Here is a 17,068-nt window from a genome sequence, read left to right as displayed (position 1 = left end):
GCTGCCCAGAGTGCGACCAAAACGGACAAATCGACAACAAAAAGCCGGTACACTTTCTTGCCGAACTGAATAATATGATGAGATGGGGCACGGTTCCGTCCGGATTCAGCCCGGCTGGAATAGACTGACCCGCAATGACAATCAACCGAGGCCATCATGAACAGAACGACTACCTTGTTACTCTCCCTTCTTCTGGTTACCGGCGCGGCCAAGGCCATGTCACAGTATGAAGAAGAGGGCGGTTCAGCGTTCTCCGTCGATGCGCTTACCTTCAACCTGGACTGGGATGACAATCAATATCACTGGTCACAAGCCGATTGCCTCGATCTGGGCATGAACGATGTGATCCCTTCTGAATGCCGGGGAATGAAGGTCGATCTCGATGACACAGAGCAGCGCAATCAACCTCCCAGCACCAACCAGATCCCAGTCGACACGGGCAACGACCAGTAACCAAGGAGAATTCTCGCCATGACTCACAAATTCCTGCTCAACAAACACGCCCTGCTGCTCTCCCTGCTGCTGGTCAATGGCGCCGCATTTGCTGCTCCCCCTCACTCCAAGGATGGCGATGGCATCCGTATCTCCACCGACAACGTGAAGCTGAACGTCGACTGGGATGACAAGGAGTACGACTGGTGGCAGCACAACTGCCTGGATCTCGGCATAGGTGACAGCAGACTCAAGCTCAATTGCGACAAGATCGATGGCAAATACCGGGATCACTACAACCGCAGCATCCACAGCGGCAACAACCCGGGCCAGGGTCACAACAAGTCCAAGGACAAAGGCAACAAGAAACACTGATCGGGCCATCGGTCAGCGTGAAACAGGGGCCATTGGCCCCTGTTCGCATTCTGCCTACCAGTAATTTTCCACGCTGATGTTGCCGGGGGTTCGTCGCAGGTTCTTGGCCAACCCCATCCCAATCAGGGTCTGCTGGGTCTCCTTCACCATGTCGGGATTGCCGCAGATCAGCACCTGACTCTGTTCTGGGGAAAACGTGAGACCCACCCGTTCCTGCAGTTGGCCGCTGGTGATGGCGGCCGGGATCCGGCCGGCCATGGCCCCAGGCCAGAACTCGCGGCTGACAAAGGGCACATAGGAGAAACGGGCGCCGTAGCGCTCGGAAAAACTGGCGATTAGCGACTGATAAGTGAGCTCTTCTCCCGTACGTACCCCGTGAACCAGCACCAGATGCTCGAAGCGCTCGAAGGCCTCCCCTTGTGCCAGCATGGCGAGGAAGGGACCGATGGCGGTACCGGTGGAGAGCAGCCAGAGATCCCGCCCGGCCGGTACCTCGTCCAGCGTCAGAAAGCCGGTCGCATGGGACTGCACCAGCACGGAATCCCCCACCTGCAGGGCACCCAGGGAGGGGCTCAGCTCGCCATTCGGGATCTCGATCAGATAAAACTCGTGGTAGGGCATGTCGGGGGGATTGACGAAGGAATAAGCCCGCTGGATCCGCTGTTCGCCCCGTTGCAGGGCCAGCTTGGTGAATTGTCCTGCCTTGTAGGGGGCAAGTTCTGCCTCTACCCGCAGGGAGAACAGAGTGGGGGTCCACTCGATGCGATCGATGACCCGACCTTCAACCCAGGCAGCCATAAGGTTCTCCTTCAGAGGAACGGAACCTTCACTCTACCCTTTGATCCTCGCTTGATTCAAAAAGAAAAAAACCCGCGCAAGTGCGCGGGTTTTTTCTGCAAAGCGAGACGCTATTACAGAGCAACAACCTGGATTTGTACGGTTGCCTTGACGTCAGCGTGCAGCTGAACGGCAACTTCGTACTCACCGGTGTTACGCAGAACGTTGCCCATGCGGACTTCGCTCTTGGCAACGGCTACGCCGGCAGCAGTGATGGCTTCAGCCACGTCACGGGTACCGATGGAACCGAACAGCTTGCCTTCGTCGCCAGACTTGGAGGCGATAACCACGGTAGCCAGTTCGGCCAGCTTGGCAGCGCGCTCTTCGGCAGCAGCCTTGTTGGCAGCCAGTTTGGCTTCCAGCTCAGCGCGGCGAGCACCGAAGGCTTCGATGTTGGCCTTGGTGGCCATAACAGCTTTGCCTTGCGGGATCAGGTAGTTACGGGCATAACCAGCTTTAACAGAAACTTGGTCACCCAGACCGCCCAGTTTGGCGATCTTATCGAGCAGGATAACTTGCATTACCTTTCCTCTATAAATTTCGTTGAGTTAGGCGTAAGCGCCGAACCGATTCTTACTTGTTGTGCAGATCGGTGTACGGCAGCAGAGCCAGGTAACGAGCACGCTTGATGGCGCGTGCCAGCTGACGCTGATACTTGGCGCGGGTACCGGTGATACGGCTCGGTACGATCTTGCCAGATTCAGTGACGTAGTTTTTCAGAGTAACGATATCTTTGTAGTCGATCTCGGTAACGTTCTCGGCGGTGAAGCGGCAGAACTTACGACGACGGAAATAACGTGCCATGGCCTTTATCCTCTAATGCGGTGATCTAAGAATTACTCTTCGGAAGATGCTTCAACAGCATCTTCACGACGCTCGTCGTCACGACGGGTGAAGCGCTCTTCCTTGGCCTTGGCCATCGGAGAAACTTCAGTCACGGCGTGCTTGGTGCGCATGATCATGTTGCGGATAACGGCATCGTTGAAGCGGAAGTTGGTTTCCAGCTCATCGATAACGGCCTGCTCGGCTTCTACGTTCATCAGAACATAGTGAGCCTTGTGCAGCTTGTCGATCGGGTAAGCCAGTTGACGACGGCCCCAATCTTCCAGGCGATGAATGGTGCCACCAGCGGTGGTGATAGCGCCGGTGTAACGCTCGATCATGCCAGGTACTTGCTCGCTCTGGTCCGGATGAACCATGAAGACGATTTCGTAATGACGCATTTTAGCTCCTTACGGATTAATTCAGCCTCCGCCCAGGTGCAGCCAGACCTCGGAGGCAAGGAACATAGTGGTGTTTAGACGCTGCTTTCTAGGGCGGCGTATTGTACGAAATCACCTCAGCCACTGCAACTGGCGTCAACAGATGTTTTTCTCTATCACCTTGATGCAAAACTTCAATTGATAATAATTATCACTTAGATCTATGCTCTCCTCATATCCCCATGGAGGATGACAGCATGCAACCCGCAGTGACCACAGCCATTCCGGCCCGAAAATTCAAGCTGACCCTGCTCGGGCCCGCCTTCATCGCCGCCATCGGCTACATAGATCCGGGCAACTTCGCCACCAATATCCAGGCAGGTTCCACCTTCGGCTACCAGCTCCTCTGGGTGGTGGTGTGGGCCAACCTGATGGCCATGCTGGTACAGACGCTGTCCGCCAAGCTCGGCATCGTCACCGGCAAGAATCTGGCGGAACATATCCGCGACAGACTGCCCAGACCGGCCGTCTGGGCCTACTGGGTGCAGGCGGAGATCATCGCCATGGCCACGGACCTCGCGGAATTTATCGGGGCTGCCGTCGGTTTCAAGCTGCTGCTCGGCGTCACCCTGCTGGAGGGTGCCTGCATCACCGCCGTGGTCACCTGGGGCATCCTGATGCTGCAGTCCCGCGGTCAGAAGCCGCTGGAGTTCGTGGTGGGCGGGTTGCTACTGTTCGTCGCTGCCGCCTACCTTGTCGAGCTCGTCTTCTCCCGCCCCCACCTGCCCAGCCTGCTGGAGGGCGCCCTCTTCCCCGGTCTGCCCAACGGGGATGCCGTCTATCTTGCTGCCGGCGTGCTGGGGGCGACCGTGATGCCCCACGTCATCTACCTGCACTCGGCACTGACCCAACACACCCATGACAAGGGATCAGTCCACCAGCGACTGCACAGCACCCGGGTCGACGTGGCCATCGCCATGACCATCGCCGGTTTCGTCAACCTGGCCATGATGGCCATGGCCGCAGCAGCCTTCCACGCCTCGGGTAACCAGCAGGTGGCGGCGCTGGAAACCGCCTACCAGACCCTCACCCCCTTGCTGGGACCGGCCGCCGCCACCCTGTTCGGCCTCTCCCTGGTCGCCTCCGGCATCTCCTCCACCGTGGTGGGCACCCTGGCCGGCCAGGTCGTGATGCAGGGGTTCGTGCACTTCACCATCCCGCTCTGGTTGCGCCGGGCCATCACCATGGCCCCCGCCTTCGTGGTGATCGCCATGGGGCTCAACACCACGGAGATCCTGGTGCTGAGCCAGGTAATCCTGAGCTTTGGCATCGCGCTCGCGCTCATTCCCCTGCTGATCCTGACCGGCGATCGCGTCCTGATGGGGGATCATCGCAATCACCCGCTGACCCAGGCCATGGGGCGCCTCATCGTCACCCTGGTGATAGGCCTCAATGCCTACCTGCTGGTCACCATGATCTAGCGCCTTGCCCTGCCCCTGCTGGAGGCTCGTTATCACCGGTTAATGAGCCTCTTCGCACTTTCGCGTATGCTGCCGCTTTTCCTTCCTATTAATCGTTGCGGGAGCCCTGCCATGGAACATACCCGGGTCAGCTTCGTGCTGGGTCATCATCAGGAACAGGCCAGCGTCATCTATTGCGAGCAGGGGGAACCTACCCTGCTCGTCACCGATCTCACCCCCTTTCATCCCCAGAGCCACCTCTGGCCCGATCAACCCGGGGACCAGGGCACGGTGCACTGGGAGGGGGGCGAGGCGAGCGTCGGCCCCTGCCGCATGGGGGCCATCAGCCCGGCAGGCGAGCTGTTCGTGGATCAGGCCATCCCGGTCAAGCGGGGCGCCGAGGGCTGGGCTTTCGTGGTGGTGCATCCCCTCGCCGGCTCCCACCAGCTTGCTATCGGCACGCAAGTAGCACTGAAGGTGGATGCCGAGGCACGCCATGCCCTGAGCCTGGGTCACAGCGCCTGCCATCTGGTTGCTCTCGCCCTCAACCGGGTGCTCACCCCCTACTGGCGCAAGGAGGTGAGCGAGCGGGATGCCCTGGATCAGCCCGACTTCGATCGCCTCGCCATCCAGCGCTCCCGAGTTGAGCCTCTCGGCTCCCGCGAGCAGTACCGTATCGGCAAGAGCCTGCGCAAGAAGGGGGTCAACGGTGAGGCCCTGCTGGCGGAGCTGGCGCAGGTGGAAGAGCAGGTCAACCGGCAGCTCGCCGACTGGCTGGCTGCGGGGGGCGAGATCCGCCGCAGCCGGGCCGGCGAGGCCATCATCGACTCGCGCTACTGGCATGGTGTGCTGGAAGGACGAGAGCTGACCATTCCCTGCGGCGGCACCCATGTGGGCAGCCTGGCCGAACTGGGGCAGGTACAGGTGCAACTGGCCCCCTGTGAAGAGGGGTTCATCCTCACCACCCGGGTCACCCCCTGAGCCAGGCGCCGGGCCTGGCTTATTGCGGTCTGGCGTCGCTCTTCATCAGCCGAGGCGGATCAGCAGGATCCCGCCGAGGATCACCAGGGCCGCCATCAACCGGGCGCGCCCCAACCGCTCCCCCAGCCAGCCCCAGGAGAGCAGCATGGCGAACAGCACGCTGCTCTCGCGCAGGGCCGCCACCAGACCGATGGGGGCTCGGGTCATGGCCCAGATGACGATGCCATAAGCCAGAAGCGAGAGGGCACCACCCAGCGCCCCCGAGTACCAGTCGGCCCGGGTCAGGGTGCGCAGGGAGGTGCGACCCTGCCATCGCATCAGCAGCGGCATCATCAGGGCGGTCAGGGTAAAGAGCCAGAGGGTGTAGCGTACCGGAGCATCGGCCGAGCGGGCCCCCATGCCGTCAGACAGGGTATAGGCGGCGGTAAAGAGCGAGGTGATCAGTACCGCCTGCAGGGCGGCCGGAGCGAGCCGAAGACCACCTCGCCATGCCATCAGCAGCACCCCGCCCACCAGCACTAGGGCCCCCGACACCGCCACCGTCCCGGGCACCTCGCCCAGCAGCAGAGCACCGAACAACAGGGTCATCAGGGGAGCACAGCCCCGGGCCAGCGGATAGACCTGGCCAAACTCGCCCAGCCGGTAGGCTCGTCCCAGAAACAGGCAATAACCGCAGTGCAGCAGGATGGAGAGCGCCAGCCAGGGGTATTCCACTGTGGCCGGCAGCCCTACCAGGGGCAGGAAAGGCAGGGAAAACAGCCCGGAGCAGAGGGAGACCAGGAGTACGCTGACCCGCCCCGCTGCCTGGCGCTTGGCCAGCGCGTTCCACAGGGCGTGCAGCAGGGCGGCCAGCAGAATGGCCGCGAAAATGGAGAGTGTCACGACGGGGTTCCGAACGACAGGGGAGCGCCATCATACTCGTTTGCATCACCACAATGTGAGAGCCGGCGCATGGCCGTCCACTTTCCCGGCCATGTGACTGATCAGGCAGGCTGCCTGCGCATGCCCACGTGGGGAATGTCGTCCTCAAGATACCCCTCCCCTTCAGCCACAAAGCCGTGCCGGCCATAGAAGCCCTGCAGGTGGGCCTGGGCTCCCAGCCAGATGCTGTGGGCGGGCCAACGACCCAGGCACGCCGCCACTGCCTCGTCGAGCAGCTTGTGGCCAAGGCCATTCCCCCTCGCCCTGGGCGAGGTCACCACACGACCGATGGCAGAGCCCGTCTCATCGCCCACGCCTGGGGCCATGATCCTGGCATAGGCGGCCAGCAGATCCCCCTGATGGCCAAGCAGATGCCAGACCCCCTCGCGGCGATCCAGCCCGTCCAGATCCTGGAAGGGGCAGGTCTGTTCCACCACGAACACCTCGGCCCGCAGGGCCAGCAACTCGTACAACTCGTCCGTGGTCAGTTCCGACCAGGATTTCAGGGTCCAGTTCATGGATAGCTCCTTGTGAATGCGGCCCGCCAGCATAGTCCCGCGCCCGGGGGACGTCATTAACCTTGGTTAAGCGCTTTCAACCGCCTGCGAATGCGGCTCAGACTGATGGGGGTAATGCCGAGATAGGCGGCAATCAGGTGATCCGGCACCCTGGCATCCAGTGCGGGGAAACTCGCGAGAAAATGCTGATAGCGGGCCTGGGGGCTCCCGGTCAGCAGCAACAGCTCCTTCTCCTCCTTGATGCGCAGCTGCACGGCCAGCAGATGCTGATACCAGGTGGGCCAGCAGGACAGCGTGCGCAGATCCGCCAGTGCGAAGATCTGCAGCCGGCAGGGCTCCAGCGCCTCCACACTGTAACGGGCGGGGTCGCCGCTGAGCAGGTGGTGGAAATCGAGAAACTCGTCCCCCTCCCAGTAGAACTCCTTGATGTACTCGCGGCCATCCGCCAGCACCACCTTGGCCCGCAGCAGCCCCTCCTCCACCCTGACCAGGAGCGCCGGGCTGTCTCCGGCATGCCAGAGGCAAGATTTGGGGGAAAGGGTCAACGGCCGGGCAAAAGAGAGGAGGCGCGCGGCCTCCTGCTCATCTGCGACCCGATCCCAGTCGAAGGGGGGTCTGTCGGTCATCGCCCGATCAGCCGCGACGTTGACGCACGGCTTCGAACAGGCAGACACCGCTCGCCACCGAGACGTTGAGGCTGGAGACAGCCCCCGCCATGGGGATGCTCACCAGCTCGTCGCAGTGCTCGCGGGTCAGTCGGCGCATGCCCTTGCCTTCGGCGCCCATCACCAGCGCCATGGGGCCGGTGAGTTTCGCCTGGTAGAGATCGTGATCCGCCTCGCCAGCGGTACCGACGATCCAGACACCGCGCTCCTGCAGCTCGCGCAGGCTGCGCGCCAGGTTGGTGACCTGGATGAGCGGCACCACCTCGGCGGCGCCGCAAGCCACCTTGCGCACGATGGGCGTCAGGCCGGTGGCCTTGTCCCGCGGCACGATCACCGCATGCACCCCGGCCGCATCGGCACTGCGCAGGCAGGCGCCGAGGTTGTGCGGATCGGTCACGCCGTCCAGCACCAGCAGGAAGGGCGCAGTCTCTTGCGCCGCCAGACCATCCAGCAGGCTGGCCAGGTCGTGCTCGGCCAGCTTGGGCGCTTCAATGACCTTGGCCATGATGCCCTGGTGATTGTTGCCTTCCGCCTTGTCATCCAGCGTCTTGCGGTTCACGCTCTGCACCCTGATGCCGAGGGACTCCAGCTCCGCCAGCAGGGGGTGCAGCCGCTCGTCATCGCGGCCCTTGAGGGCCCACACCTCGATGAAGCGCTCGGGGGTACGCTCCAGCAGCGCGGAGACGGCGTGAATGCCGTAGATCAATTCAGTACTCATTTCGTGCTCTTGGCCTTGTCGCGAGCCTTCTTGCTCGGTCGTCTGTTGCTGGGTTTGGCACGGCCACCCTTGTCGGATTTGCCGCTCTCCTTGCCATCTTTGCGTTTCTCGTGGCGCTGGGCGCTCTTGGCCTTCTCTTTCTTGATCTCGGCCTGCTTGCGCGCCATCTCCTTGGCGTTCTTGCCGGTGGCCTTGAGCGGCTCTTCCACCATCACGAAGTCGATCTTGCGATCGTCCAGGTTCACGCCCATCACCTTGACCCGCACCTTGTCACCCAGACGGTAGCGACGGCGGAAGTTCTCGCCGATCAGCTGCTGGTGCAGGGGGTCGAACTGGTAGTAGTCGTTGGTGAGGGTGCTGACGTGCACCAGACCGTCGATGTGGATCTCCGCCAGGCGCACGAAGAAGCCAAAGCCGGTGACGCTGGCGATGACGCCGTCAAACTCGTCACCCACGTGATCCAGCATGTACTCGCACTTGAGCCAGTCGGCCACGTCGCGGGTGGCGTCGTCGGCACGACGCTCGGTCATGGAGCAGTGCTCGCCCATCGGGTCCACTTCTTCCAGCTGGTAGTGGTAGCCACCGCTCGGGGTCCACTTGTGGCGCAGGTTGCCCTGCTGCTCCTTGGCGGTCTGGTACTTGATCGCCCGGTGCAGGATGAGGTCGGGGTAGCGGCGGATCGGCGAGGTGAAGTGAGCGTAGGACTTCAGGGCCAGACCGAAGTGGCCGATGTTGTCGGCCTGATAGATGGCCTGGCGCATGGAGCGCAGCAGCATAGTGGAGAGCAGCTCTGCATCCGGGCGCCCTTCAAACTTGGCGGCCAGCTCGGCAAAGTCTTTCGGCTCGGGCTCCAGGCCCCCCTTGAGCTCCAGGCCGAGCTCGGCCAGGAAGTCACGGAAACCGGTGAGGCGCTCCTCGCCCGGGCGGTCGTGCACCCGGAACAGGGCGGAGGCCTCGTTCTTTTCGATGTAGCGGGCGGCGGCCACGTTCGCCTGGATCATGCACTCTTCGATGATCTTGTGGGCGTCGTTGCGCACCAGCGGCACGATGCGGTCGATCTTGCGCTGGGCGTTGAAGATGAAGCGGGTCTCCTCGCTCTCGAACTCCACCGCACCGCGCTGGTGACGGGCATGCTTGAGCGCCTTGTAGAGGTTGTTCAGCTCTTCAATGTGGCCCACCAGGGGATCATATTGCTGACGCAGCTTGGGATCCCCGTCCAGGATCGCCGCCACCTTGGTGTAGGTCAGGCGAGCGTGGGAGTTCATCACGGCTTCGTAGAACTTGTAACCGGACATGCGGCCGGCGGCGGAGATGGTCATCTCGCACACCATGCAGAGGCGGTCCACCTGGGGGTTCAGGGAGCAGAGGCCGTTGGAGAGCACCTCGGGCAGCATGGGCACCACGAACTCCGGGAAGTAGACGGAGTTGCCGCGCTGGTAGGCTTCGGTGTCGAGGGCCGTACCCGGCTTCACATAGGCGGAGACGTCGGCAATGGCAACCCAGAGGCGCCAGCCGCCGCCGCGCTTGGCTTCACAGAAGACGGCGTCATCGAAGTCGCGGGCATCTTCCCCGTCGATGGTGACCAGCGGCAGGGCACGCAGGTCGATGCGGCCTTCTTTGGCCTTCTCCGGCACCTGTTCGCCCAGACCGGCGACCTCCTTGGTCACCTCCTCGGGCCAGGTGTGCGGGATGCCGTGGGTACGCAGGGCGATCTCGATCTCCATGCCAGGCGCCATGTTCTCTCCCAGCACCTCCAGCACGGAACCGACCGCATTGAAGCGGGCGGTGGCACGCTGGTTGATGCGCACGACCACGACCTGGCTCTGGCGAGCGCCCTTGTTCTCCCCTTCCGGGATGATGATGTCCTGGCCGATGCGGCTGTCGTCGGGTACCACGAAGCCCACACCATTCTCGACGAAGTAGCGACCGACGATGTCCGCCTCGCGGGCCTTGAGCAGGCGCACCAGACGCGCCTCCTGGCGCCCCTTGCGATCGATTTCGGTCGGCTGCACCAGGGCATAGTCGCCGTGCATCAGACGCTGCATCTCGCGGTTGTTCAGGAAGAGATCCGCTCCACCACCTTCGGGACGCAGAAAACCGAATCCATCTTTGTGGCCAAGCACATAGCCTTTGACCAGATTCAGACGATCCGGCAGGGCGTAACATTGGTTGCGCGTGAATACCAGTTGCCCATCGCGCTCCATGGCGCGCAGACGACGGCGAAGGGCTTCCAACGGCTCTTCCTCGGTCAGCTTGAGGACCTTGGCCAGCTCTTCACGGGACATGGGTTTTTCATGGCCCTTGATGAGCTCCAGCAGCATCTCGCGGCTGGCGATGGGATTTTCGTATTTTTCGGCCTCGCGTTGGAGGAAAGGATCTTTTTGAGACATAAGCAGGCCTTAGGGTAGGTAGTTACGCAGACATTATATCGAAGGGGGGAGCTAATGGCATCCATCGACTGCCTTTTGGCCATTCTCTCTGTCATACTGGCCGCAGTTTGCAGGTATGTGAGACTCGGAACTCATGAGCAAGGACTCGTTCGCCCAATCTGCCGCCTATTTGAAACAGGCGGTACCCCTGATGATCAAGTATCAAATCCCCACCACGCCGCACAATTACCACCTCTGGTACAACTATGTCTCCGGCGACATGCCCGAGCTGAACCAGGCCATCGATCAGGCCATCAAGCTGCAGGGCACCTTCTCCCTTTCCACCTGTGAGCGCCTCTATCACCAGCACCTCGCCAGCCAGGACGAGCGACAGCTCGAGGAGATGAAGCTCAGCCTGGCGGCCATGGCCAACGAGCTCGGTAGCTCCATGCATGACGCCCTGGTGGATACCGGCCAGTTCCAGGCCATGCTCGACAAGAGCTTCGACAAGTTGAGTCTCATCGACGACGAGGGGCTGAGCCTGGACGACACCATGGCCATCTTGCGGGAGCTGGTACGCGAGTCGCGGGACGTACGCATGTCCACCCTGCACTTTCGCAGCCAGCTCAGCAACGCCGAGAAGGAGATCAAGGAACTGCGCGAGGCACTCAACGAGACCCGCAAGCTGGCCAACGAGGATGCCCTCACCAACCTGCTCAACCGCCGTGCCTTCGATCTGGAGCTGGACAGCCTGATCCGCAGCAAACGGCCCTTCTCGCTGATCATGGCCGACATCGATCGCTTCAAGAGCTTCAACGACGAGTATGGCCACCTGCTCGGTGACCAGGTGCTGCGCATCGTCGGCAAGCGGCTTCGAGAAGCCAGCAAGGAGGGGATCACGGCCTATCGCCTCGGCGGTGAGGAGTTTGCAATACTGGTGCCGAACCGAGCCCTTGCGCTGACCCGCCAGATGGCCGAAAGCCTGCGTCGCATCATAGAGCGGATGTCGATCCTGGATCGCAAGTCTGGCCGGCGCATCGACCACATCACCGCCTCTTTCGGCGTGGGAGAATATAGCGGCCAGGAGACGGGCGACAGCCTGGTCGAGCGCACCGACAAGCTGCTCTACAAGGCCAAGGAGCTGGGCCGCAACCGGGTGATGCCATTGCCCTCCTGAACCTCCATACGAAAAAGGCCGGTCAATGACCGGCCTTTTTCATGCTCACCACACCAGGATCAGAGGCTTTTCAGCTTCTCTTCCGGCAGGGCCAGCTCGTCGTTGCGGTTGACGCCGATGCCGCGCTCCAGCACGTGGCGGGCGATGGCGTGCGCCTCTTCCAGGGAGTGCATGCTGTAGGTGCCGCACTGATATTCGTTGAGCTCGGGGATCTTGCCCTGCTCCTGCACGGTCAGCACGTCGCTCATGGCGGCCTGCCAGGCGGCGCCGACACGGGCCTCATCCGGTGCGCCAATCAGGCTCATGTAGAAGCCGGTGCGGCATCCCATGGGAGAGATGTCGATGATCTCGACCCCATTCCCATTGAGATGGTCACGCATAAAGCCGGCAAACAGGTGCTCGAGGGTATGGATGCCGCGCTCGGAGAGGATCTCCTGGTTCGGCACGCAGAAACGCAGGTCGAACACTGTGATGGTGTCCTTGTTCGGGGTCTGCATGGTCTTGGCCACCCGCACTGCAGGGGCTGCCATGCGGGTGTGGTCGACGGTAAAACTGTCCAATAACGGCATTTCTGACTCCTGATGTGGTTACGAGAACCAGCCCCCGCTGGGCAGCTGATCCTTGCATTGTCGATACTGGGCGCCGTAGCGTTGGGCTCGGGCCTCCACCTTGCGGGAGACTTTCATCAGCCACCCCTTGCTGCGGTAACTGCCACGTCGGTAGCCACCCCAGCCTTCGTGATAATTCAGATACTGGCCATAGGCATCCCACTTGGAGGTGCCATTGAGCCGTTGTGCCTTGCTAGTGTACCAGCCCATGAAATCGATGGCGTCGGCAAAGTCGTCCCGATCACTCCAGCCGTTCCCGGTTTCCCGCTGGTAATCATCCCAGGTCTCGTCCTTCACCTGGGCGTAGCCGTAGGCGGAACTCGCCCGTCCGGTCGGGATGAAGAGGAAGTACTGCATCGGCGGCTGGGCATCGTGTACGAAGGAGGACTCCTGATACATCATGGCCATCACCACCTGCACCGGCGTTCCCCACCGCTCGTTCATCCTGAGCGCCGCCTTGTGCCAGTCAGGCTTCTCGCGAAAGATCTGGCACAGGTTTTCTGGCTGGGCCGGCGGGCGGGTACTGCAGGCGGTCAGACCAAACACCAGGCCAGCCACCACGGCGAGACGCATCCACATCAGATCGCGTCTTCGTTCTCTTCGCCGGTACGGATGCGAATGACGCGCTCCACCTCGCAGACAAAGATCTTGCCATCACCAATCTTGCCGGTGCGGGCGGTGTTCTGGATAGCTTCCAGACAGGCATCGAGATCCTCGTCCTGGACCACCAGCTCCACCTTCACCTTGGGCAGGAAGTCGACCATGTACTCGGCACCGCGATAGAGTTCGGTGTGGCCTTTCTGGCGACCAAAGCCTTTCACTTCGGAGACGGTCATGCCGTTGATGCCGATCTCGGCCAGGGCTTCGCGCACATCGTCCAGCTTGAACGGTTTGATGATGGCTTCAATCTTCTTCATGGTGACTCCTTACCAGTTCTGTTTGCCGAACCCGGACGTGATGGGATAACGGCGATCCTTACCAAAGTTGCGGGCCGTGATGCGAGGCCCGACCGCGGCCTGACGGCGCTTGTATTCGTTGAGGTCCACGAGACGGATCACCTTGCGCACCACCGCCTCCTCGAAGCCCTCCGCCACCATGTCGGCCACGGAGGCATCTTCTTCCACATAGCGCTTGAGGATGGCATCCAGAATGTCGTAGGGAGGCAGGCTGTCCTGATCCACCTGATCCGGCGCGAGTTCTGCCGAAGGGGGACGATCGATGACCCGCTGCGGGATCACATACTCCACGCTGTTGCGGTATTCGCACAGCTTGAAGACCAGGGTCTTGGGAACATCCTTGAGCACGTCAAAACCGCCAGCCATGTCGCCATACAGCGTGGCGTAACCGACCGCCATCTCGCTCTTGTTGCCGGTGGTCAGCACGATGCGACGACGCTTGTTGGAGAGCGCCATCAAGAGCACGCCGCGGCAACGGGCCTGCAGGTTCTCTTCGGTGGTGTCGCGAGCCGTCCCTTCGAACAGCGGTGCAAGCTGGGCCATGAAACCTTCGAACATGGGCTCGATGGAGATGATGTTGAATTCCACCCCCATCCGCTCGGCCTGCTCCTTGGCATCTTCGACGCTCATCTGGGCGGTATAGCGGAATGGCATCATGACCGCCTGCACCTTGTCGACCCCGATGGCATCGGCTGCGATGGCGAGCGTCAGTGCCGAGTCGATCCCGCCGGAGAGACCGAGTACGGCCCCCTGAAAACCGTTCTTGGTGACATAGTCGCGCACCGCCAGTACCAGTGCCTGATAAGTCTCGGCCAGCGGCTCGAGCGGCGCGGCAGGCTCCCGCTCTTTCACCGGTTCACCGTCAGCAAAGCGCACCAGCGCCAGCTCTTCGGCGAAGGGGGCCAGCTTGTGAGTCAGCTCGCCCTGGCTGTTGAACACCTTGGAGCAACCGTCGAAGATCAGCTCATCCTGGCCACACACCTGGTTGAGGTAGACCAGCGGCAAGCCAGCCTGCTCACAACGTTCCACTATCAGCTCGCGGCGGATCCAGGGTTTCTCCTGATCGTAGGGGGAGGCGTTGATGGTGATCAGCACGTCGGCGCCAGCGGCCTTGACGGCCAGCGCCGGCCCTGGTTGCCAGAGATCTTCGCAGATGAGCAGTCCCAGTCGATGGCCACGGAATGGCACCACGCAGCTCTCGGTTCCTGCGGCAAAGTAACGCTTCTCGTCGAAGACACCGTAGTTGGGCAGATCCTGCTTGAAGTAGCGCGCCACCAGCTTGCCCTGCTCATAGAGAGAAGCCGCGTTGTAGAGCTTCTCCCCTTCACGCCAGGGGTGCCCCACCAAAATGGCGCAGTTGCCCTGCCATGCAGCGACTCGGGCAAGCGCAGCCTCAGCCCGGATCATCAGATCGGCGCGCAGCAGCAGATCTTCAGGCGGATAGCCTGTCAGGGCCAGCTCGGAACACACCAGCAGATCGGCACCTTGCAGATCTGCCTCGGCGGCGGCAGCCAGCACCTTGTCACAGTTATCTTCGATAGCGCCTACCGTCAGATTTAACTGGGCAAGCATCAGAGAGAGGGCGTTTGCCATGGCGATGCATCTTGAATTCGAAAATGATGGGGAATGATAAAGAAAAGGCGCTGGCTGTGCCAGCGCCTTGGGGGGAAGGGGTATCATTACTCCCCCACCCTGTCTGACTAAATGTAGGCCCCGGCCTCCATATCACCGCGCTTCAGGCTAGGGCACTGTGGTGCACGTCGTCGTCGGTGTCGGCGTCGCTGCTGGCGATGCGGTCAGCAATGTCTCTTGTACCATCATCACACATCCCCCTACCGAAGTGCCGCTGGCAGGCAGGGTAAAAGTCTGAGAGGCTGGCGTAATCTGGTAACCACTCTTCGACAGGGTCAGCGTAAAACTGCTGCCAGGTACCCCGCTGCACGAATAATTTGGTTTTGCCGGTTTGCCCAGATCCAGCACCTGACACGTCACATTGGCATTGTTGACGCCAACGGTCAGGCCAATGGAGGTGGCATCGCAAGAGACCGAACTGTTTTTCAAGCCATTACCGTTGCCCGTCGTCTTCAGCTGCAAACACTCTACGATCCCGTGAATGCTGGCAACCGGTTGGTCTTGGATACTGACCAGCATGGTAGAGGTCATGGCTGCTGTGACATCCTCAGGCAGTACGGGTGACCCCACAACCCCCGAATTCCCCTGATAGCTTTTCACCGTGATGGTGATCGGGCTATCGGCGGGCGGTGTACCAGAGAAGGTCGTACTCTTGGCCGTCAGCACCCCACGACTGTAAGTGCCGTAATAGTTGTTGTCCGGGTCGACGATAGTGGCAATCGGCTGGCTGGTCACGGTGCCCTTGTCGGTGTCACTGCTACTCCATTCGCTCAGCAGCGTCATGTTCACATCCTGAAAGGGGATCTTGGCCAGAATCGGTTCGCTCACTCCCCCTTCAAAGACTTCATCACTTAGATAGCTGGGGGGCATGATATCCACGTAGATACCACGGCTTATCAATTGCCTGGAGCCGATCGATGTCGACAAGGCGGTGGTACCGTCACCAACCCGATTTGCCGCCAGCCAGCTATTGAATGACTGGATCGCCGGGGAGGAATTGGGGGCAGACCAACTGTTATCAGTTGTGCCAGCGAAGGCCGTTTTCTGCCATTTGGCATGCTCTGTTACCACATAGGTTACATAGGCCTGATAGTTTGCCAGATTGGTTGCATCATTCAGAAAGCTGGCCGAAAAACTGGTCAGGCTCGCAAGACGCCAATCCGGTGCAGGTCGGTAGAAACCATCAATGCGCATGAAGCGGCAGGCATCCTGATAATCACCTGTACTGGCAGCCACCAGATTGGCACCGCTCGCTTGGTATCTACCTCTGCTCGTATTTAGCGGGGCATAATAGCCCGCAAACCCTTGGGTACTCACATCATAATGTTCGCTGCAGCAGGTCGAGCAGAGTGTTTCCTGTTGATTGGCATTGCCCTTCAGCATCCCGACCGACTTGCTCAACTGTGTACCCGACTTCCAATATTGCAGGTCATCCGACTCGATATAATAGGGACGTGCAGGCAAATAAGCCGTTCCCGTACCACCGGAAAAAGTGCAGCTGCAATAAACCGTGGCAGTATCCTGCACCGACTGCCTCTGGCTGCCGGATCCTATTGTCTGGTAAGTCGCTGTATCAAATTGAATGGTTCGGCTGGAACTGGAGCCCCCCGATATATGGGGTAAAGGCTTGCTCGTCTCTTTATTGCTGCCATTACCAAGCGCTACCGCGACCACGTCCGGAACGCTTCCCTTTGTATAGTCAACGATGGGGTTTTCACGGGGTTTGACCAGACCATCCCCTGTTTCATCGCTGGTGAAGGAGCCGGTGGGGGAAATAGCTCCAGCTAGCTCCAAATAACGACCGGAGCCATCATTGTCATTCCAGGTGACTCTCACCACAATCCGCTTGCGTTCCGGATAGTCGTAAAGATAAGTGGCAGGCTGGGTTGTCGACCAGACACCACCGTTCAGAAACTGATTGGTAACCGTCCAGTTCACTGAATAGCTGTCATTCGAGAGTGACTGGCTGCCGCTACCGGTGGCAATGTCTTTATAAGCAGTAAGTGGCGGGGTCGCAGTGCGTACTTCGTTGAAGTTGCGAAACTCATCGAGCTTTGACTCAGCCAATCGCATGGCGATTTCGTAGCGCCCTCCTTCCCGGGCCGCGCTCAACATGCCACGTGCCAGCGAGACCAGCCCGGCCACCCCCACCCCGAGCAGCACCAGGGCAATCAGGATCTCCAGCAGACCAAATCCTTTCTGCTTGTTCATATGCGC

Annotated in this window: 19 protein-coding genes; 5 read left to right on the top strand and 14 right to left on the bottom strand. The window is 60.9% G+C overall.

Translation table 11 applies throughout. The features are described from left to right. Nucleotides 1-156 precede the first annotated feature (156 nt). The gene (locus tag J9885_RS11635; protein WP_210549518.1) at nt 157-453 is read left to right on the top strand and encodes a hypothetical protein; all 297 of its coding nucleotides are present in this window, start codon (nt 157-159) and stop codon (nt 451-453) included. Between the two features lie 18 nt (nt 454-471). Further along, nucleotides 472-807, top strand: a complete 336-nt coding sequence (locus J9885_RS11630) for a hypothetical protein (protein ID WP_043757739.1) — start codon at nt 472-474, stop codon at nt 805-807. 54 nt (nt 808-861) lie between these two features. On the opposite strand, the gene J9885_RS11625 is transcribed toward J9885_RS11630, so the two are convergent. From J9885_RS11625 to rpsF, 4 genes are all read right to left on the bottom strand, one after another. Further along, nucleotides 862-1,605, bottom strand: coding sequence for a ferredoxin--NADP reductase (locus J9885_RS11625; RefSeq protein WP_210549517.1), 744 nt, complete (start codon nt 1,603-1,605; stop codon nt 862-864). Between the two features lie 113 nt (nt 1,606-1,718). Further along, nucleotides 1,719-2,165 (bottom strand): 50S ribosomal protein L9, encoded by a 447-nt coding sequence (rplI, locus tag J9885_RS11620; protein WP_043757734.1) that lies wholly within the window; start codon nt 2,163-2,165, stop codon nt 1,719-1,721. A gap of 52 nt (nt 2,166-2,217) precedes the next feature. Then, complete coding sequence (gene rpsR, locus J9885_RS11615; RefSeq protein ID WP_005313392.1) at nt 2,218-2,448, bottom strand: 30S ribosomal protein S18; 231 nt, start codon at nt 2,446-2,448, stop codon at nt 2,218-2,220. Nucleotides 2,449-2,480: 32 nt separating this feature from the next. Beyond that, nucleotides 2,481-2,867 (bottom strand): 30S ribosomal protein S6, encoded by a 387-nt coding sequence (gene rpsF / locus J9885_RS11610; RefSeq protein ID WP_005331771.1) that lies wholly within the window; start codon nt 2,865-2,867, stop codon nt 2,481-2,483. 236 nt (nt 2,868-3,103) lie between these two features. On the opposite strand from rpsF, the gene J9885_RS11605 reads away from it, so the two are divergent. Continuing rightward, nucleotides 3,104-4,327 carry an Nramp family divalent metal transporter gene (locus J9885_RS11605; protein ID WP_210549516.1) on the top strand — a complete coding sequence of 408 codons (1,224 nt, stop codon included), beginning with the start codon at nt 3,104-3,106 and terminating at the stop codon, nt 4,325-4,327. Nucleotides 4,328-4,438: 111 nt separating this feature from the next. After that, nucleotides 4,439-5,287, top strand: a complete 849-nt coding sequence (locus J9885_RS11600) for a hypothetical protein (RefSeq protein WP_210549515.1) — start codon at nt 4,439-4,441, stop codon at nt 5,285-5,287. A 45-nt stretch (nt 5,288-5,332) separates the two neighbouring features. On the opposite strand, the gene J9885_RS11595 is transcribed toward J9885_RS11600, so the two are convergent. The 5 genes from J9885_RS11595 to rnr all read right to left on the bottom strand — a co-directional run bounded on the left by J9885_RS11595 (nt 5,333) and on the right by rnr (nt 10,499). Beyond that, nucleotides 5,333-6,169, bottom strand: coding sequence for a DMT family transporter (locus tag J9885_RS11595; protein WP_210549514.1), 837 nt, complete (start codon nt 6,167-6,169; stop codon nt 5,333-5,335). Between the two features lie 101 nt (nt 6,170-6,270). Then, on the bottom strand, nt 6,271-6,726 hold the full coding sequence (locus J9885_RS11590; protein WP_210549513.1) for a GNAT family N-acetyltransferase: 456 nt from the start codon (nt 6,724-6,726) through the stop codon (nt 6,271-6,273). 56 nt (nt 6,727-6,782) lie between these two features. Beyond that, nucleotides 6,783-7,352, bottom strand: a complete 570-nt coding sequence (locus J9885_RS11585) for a Crp/Fnr family transcriptional regulator (protein WP_043757721.1) — start codon at nt 7,350-7,352, stop codon at nt 6,783-6,785. Nucleotides 7,353-7,359: 7 nt separating this feature from the next. After that, nucleotides 7,360-8,109: a 23S rRNA (guanosine(2251)-2'-O)-methyltransferase RlmB gene (gene rlmB, locus J9885_RS11580; protein ID WP_210549512.1), complete on the bottom strand. Its 750-nt coding sequence runs from the start codon at nt 8,107-8,109 to the stop codon at nt 7,360-7,362. Further along, the gene (gene rnr / locus J9885_RS11575; RefSeq protein WP_210549511.1) at nt 8,106-10,499 is read right to left on the bottom strand and encodes a ribonuclease R; all 2,394 of its coding nucleotides are present in this window, start codon (nt 10,497-10,499) and stop codon (nt 8,106-8,108) included. Before rnr ends, rlmB begins: the two co-directional genes overlap by 4 nt. A 133-nt stretch (nt 10,500-10,632) precedes the next feature. Here rnr and J9885_RS11570 point away from each other — a divergent pair, with 133 nt between their 5' ends. After that, on the top strand, nt 10,633-11,655 hold the full coding sequence (locus J9885_RS11570; protein WP_043757713.1) for a GGDEF domain-containing protein: 1,023 nt from the start codon (nt 10,633-10,635) through the stop codon (nt 11,653-11,655). A 59-nt stretch (nt 11,656-11,714) separates the two neighbouring features. On the opposite strand, the gene luxS is transcribed toward J9885_RS11570, so the two are convergent. The 5 genes from luxS to J9885_RS11545 all read right to left on the bottom strand — a co-directional run bounded on the left by luxS (nt 11,715) and on the right by J9885_RS11545 (nt 17,062). After that, nucleotides 11,715-12,224, bottom strand: a complete 510-nt coding sequence (gene luxS / locus J9885_RS11565) for an S-ribosylhomocysteine lyase (RefSeq protein ID WP_011704660.1) — start codon at nt 12,222-12,224, stop codon at nt 11,715-11,717. An 18-nt stretch (nt 12,225-12,242) separates the two neighbouring features. Beyond that, a complete protein-coding gene (locus tag J9885_RS11560; RefSeq protein ID WP_209279864.1) occupies nt 12,243-12,836 on the bottom strand; it encodes a transglycosylase SLT domain-containing protein in 594 nt (197 codons plus the stop codon). 5 nt (nt 12,837-12,841) lie between these two features. Beyond that, a complete protein-coding gene (gene glnB, locus J9885_RS11555; RefSeq protein ID WP_005308848.1) occupies nt 12,842-13,180 on the bottom strand; it encodes a nitrogen regulatory protein P-II in 339 nt (112 codons plus the stop codon). Between the two features lie 9 nt (nt 13,181-13,189). Continuing rightward, nucleotides 13,190-14,812: an NAD+ synthase gene (locus J9885_RS11550; protein WP_210549510.1), complete on the bottom strand. Its 1,623-nt coding sequence runs from the start codon at nt 14,810-14,812 to the stop codon at nt 13,190-13,192. Between the two features lie 147 nt (nt 14,813-14,959). Continuing rightward, entirely contained in the window at nt 14,960-17,062 is a 2,103-nt protein-coding gene (locus tag J9885_RS11545; RefSeq protein ID WP_210549509.1) for a prepilin-type N-terminal cleavage/methylation domain-containing protein, read from the bottom strand. Between the last annotated feature and the right edge of the window lie 6 nt (nt 17,063-17,068).

Source organism: Aeromonas sp. SrichE-2G (assembly GCF_017939565.1).
GTDB classification, from domain to species: Bacteria; Pseudomonadota; Gammaproteobacteria; order Enterobacterales; family Aeromonadaceae; genus Aeromonas; species Aeromonas taiwanensis.
This window is presented reverse-complemented; position numbering and strand designations above follow the sequence as displayed.

Bases quoted from the DNA above. Each gene is read 5' to 3' on its own strand.
- J9885_RS11635 (WP_210549518.1), top strand. From the start codon at position 157: ATGAACAGAACGACTACCTTGTTACTCTCCCTTCTTCTGGTTACCGGC.
- J9885_RS11590 (WP_210549513.1), bottom strand. From the start codon at position 6,726: ATGAACTGGACCCTGAAATCCTGGTCGGAACTGACCACGGACGAGTTG.
- rnr (WP_210549511.1), bottom strand. From the start codon at position 10,499: ATGTCTCAAAAAGATCCTTTCCTCCAACGCGAGGCCGAAAAATACGAA.
- J9885_RS11605 (WP_210549516.1), top strand. From the start codon at position 3,104: ATGCAACCCGCAGTGACCACAGCCATTCCGGCCCGAAAATTCAAGCTG.
- luxS (WP_011704660.1), bottom strand. From the start codon at position 12,224: ATGCCGTTATTGGACAGTTTTACCGTCGACCACACCCGCATGGCAGCC.
- rpsF (WP_005331771.1), bottom strand. From the start codon at position 2,867: ATGCGTCATTACGAAATCGTCTTCATGGTTCATCCGGACCAGAGCGAG.
- J9885_RS11545 (WP_210549509.1), bottom strand. From the start codon at position 17,062: ATGAACAAGCAGAAAGGATTTGGTCTGCTGGAGATCCTGATTGCCCTG.
- rplI (WP_043757734.1), bottom strand. From the start codon at position 2,165: ATGCAAGTTATCCTGCTCGATAAGATCGCCAAACTGGGCGGTCTGGGT.
- rlmB (WP_210549512.1), bottom strand. From the start codon at position 8,109: ATGAGTACTGAATTGATCTACGGCATTCACGCCGTCTCCGCGCTGCTG.
- J9885_RS11600 (WP_210549515.1), top strand. From the start codon at position 4,439: ATGGAACATACCCGGGTCAGCTTCGTGCTGGGTCATCATCAGGAACAG.
- J9885_RS11630 (WP_043757739.1), top strand. From the start codon at position 472: ATGACTCACAAATTCCTGCTCAACAAACACGCCCTGCTGCTCTCCCTG.
- rpsR (WP_005313392.1), bottom strand. From the start codon at position 2,448: ATGGCACGTTATTTCCGTCGTCGTAAGTTCTGCCGCTTCACCGCCGAG.
- J9885_RS11625 (WP_210549517.1), bottom strand. From the start codon at position 1,605: ATGGCTGCCTGGGTTGAAGGTCGGGTCATCGATCGCATCGAGTGGACC.
- J9885_RS11560 (WP_209279864.1), bottom strand. From the start codon at position 12,836: ATGCGTCTCGCCGTGGTGGCTGGCCTGGTGTTTGGTCTGACCGCCTGC.
- J9885_RS11585 (WP_043757721.1), bottom strand. From the start codon at position 7,352: ATGACCGACAGACCCCCCTTCGACTGGGATCGGGTCGCAGATGAGCAG.
- J9885_RS11550 (WP_210549510.1), bottom strand. From the start codon at position 14,812: ATGGCAAACGCCCTCTCTCTGATGCTTGCCCAGTTAAATCTGACGGTA.
- glnB (WP_005308848.1), bottom strand. From the start codon at position 13,180: ATGAAGAAGATTGAAGCCATCATCAAACCGTTCAAGCTGGACGATGTG.
- J9885_RS11570 (WP_043757713.1), top strand. From the start codon at position 10,633: ATGAGCAAGGACTCGTTCGCCCAATCTGCCGCCTATTTGAAACAGGCG.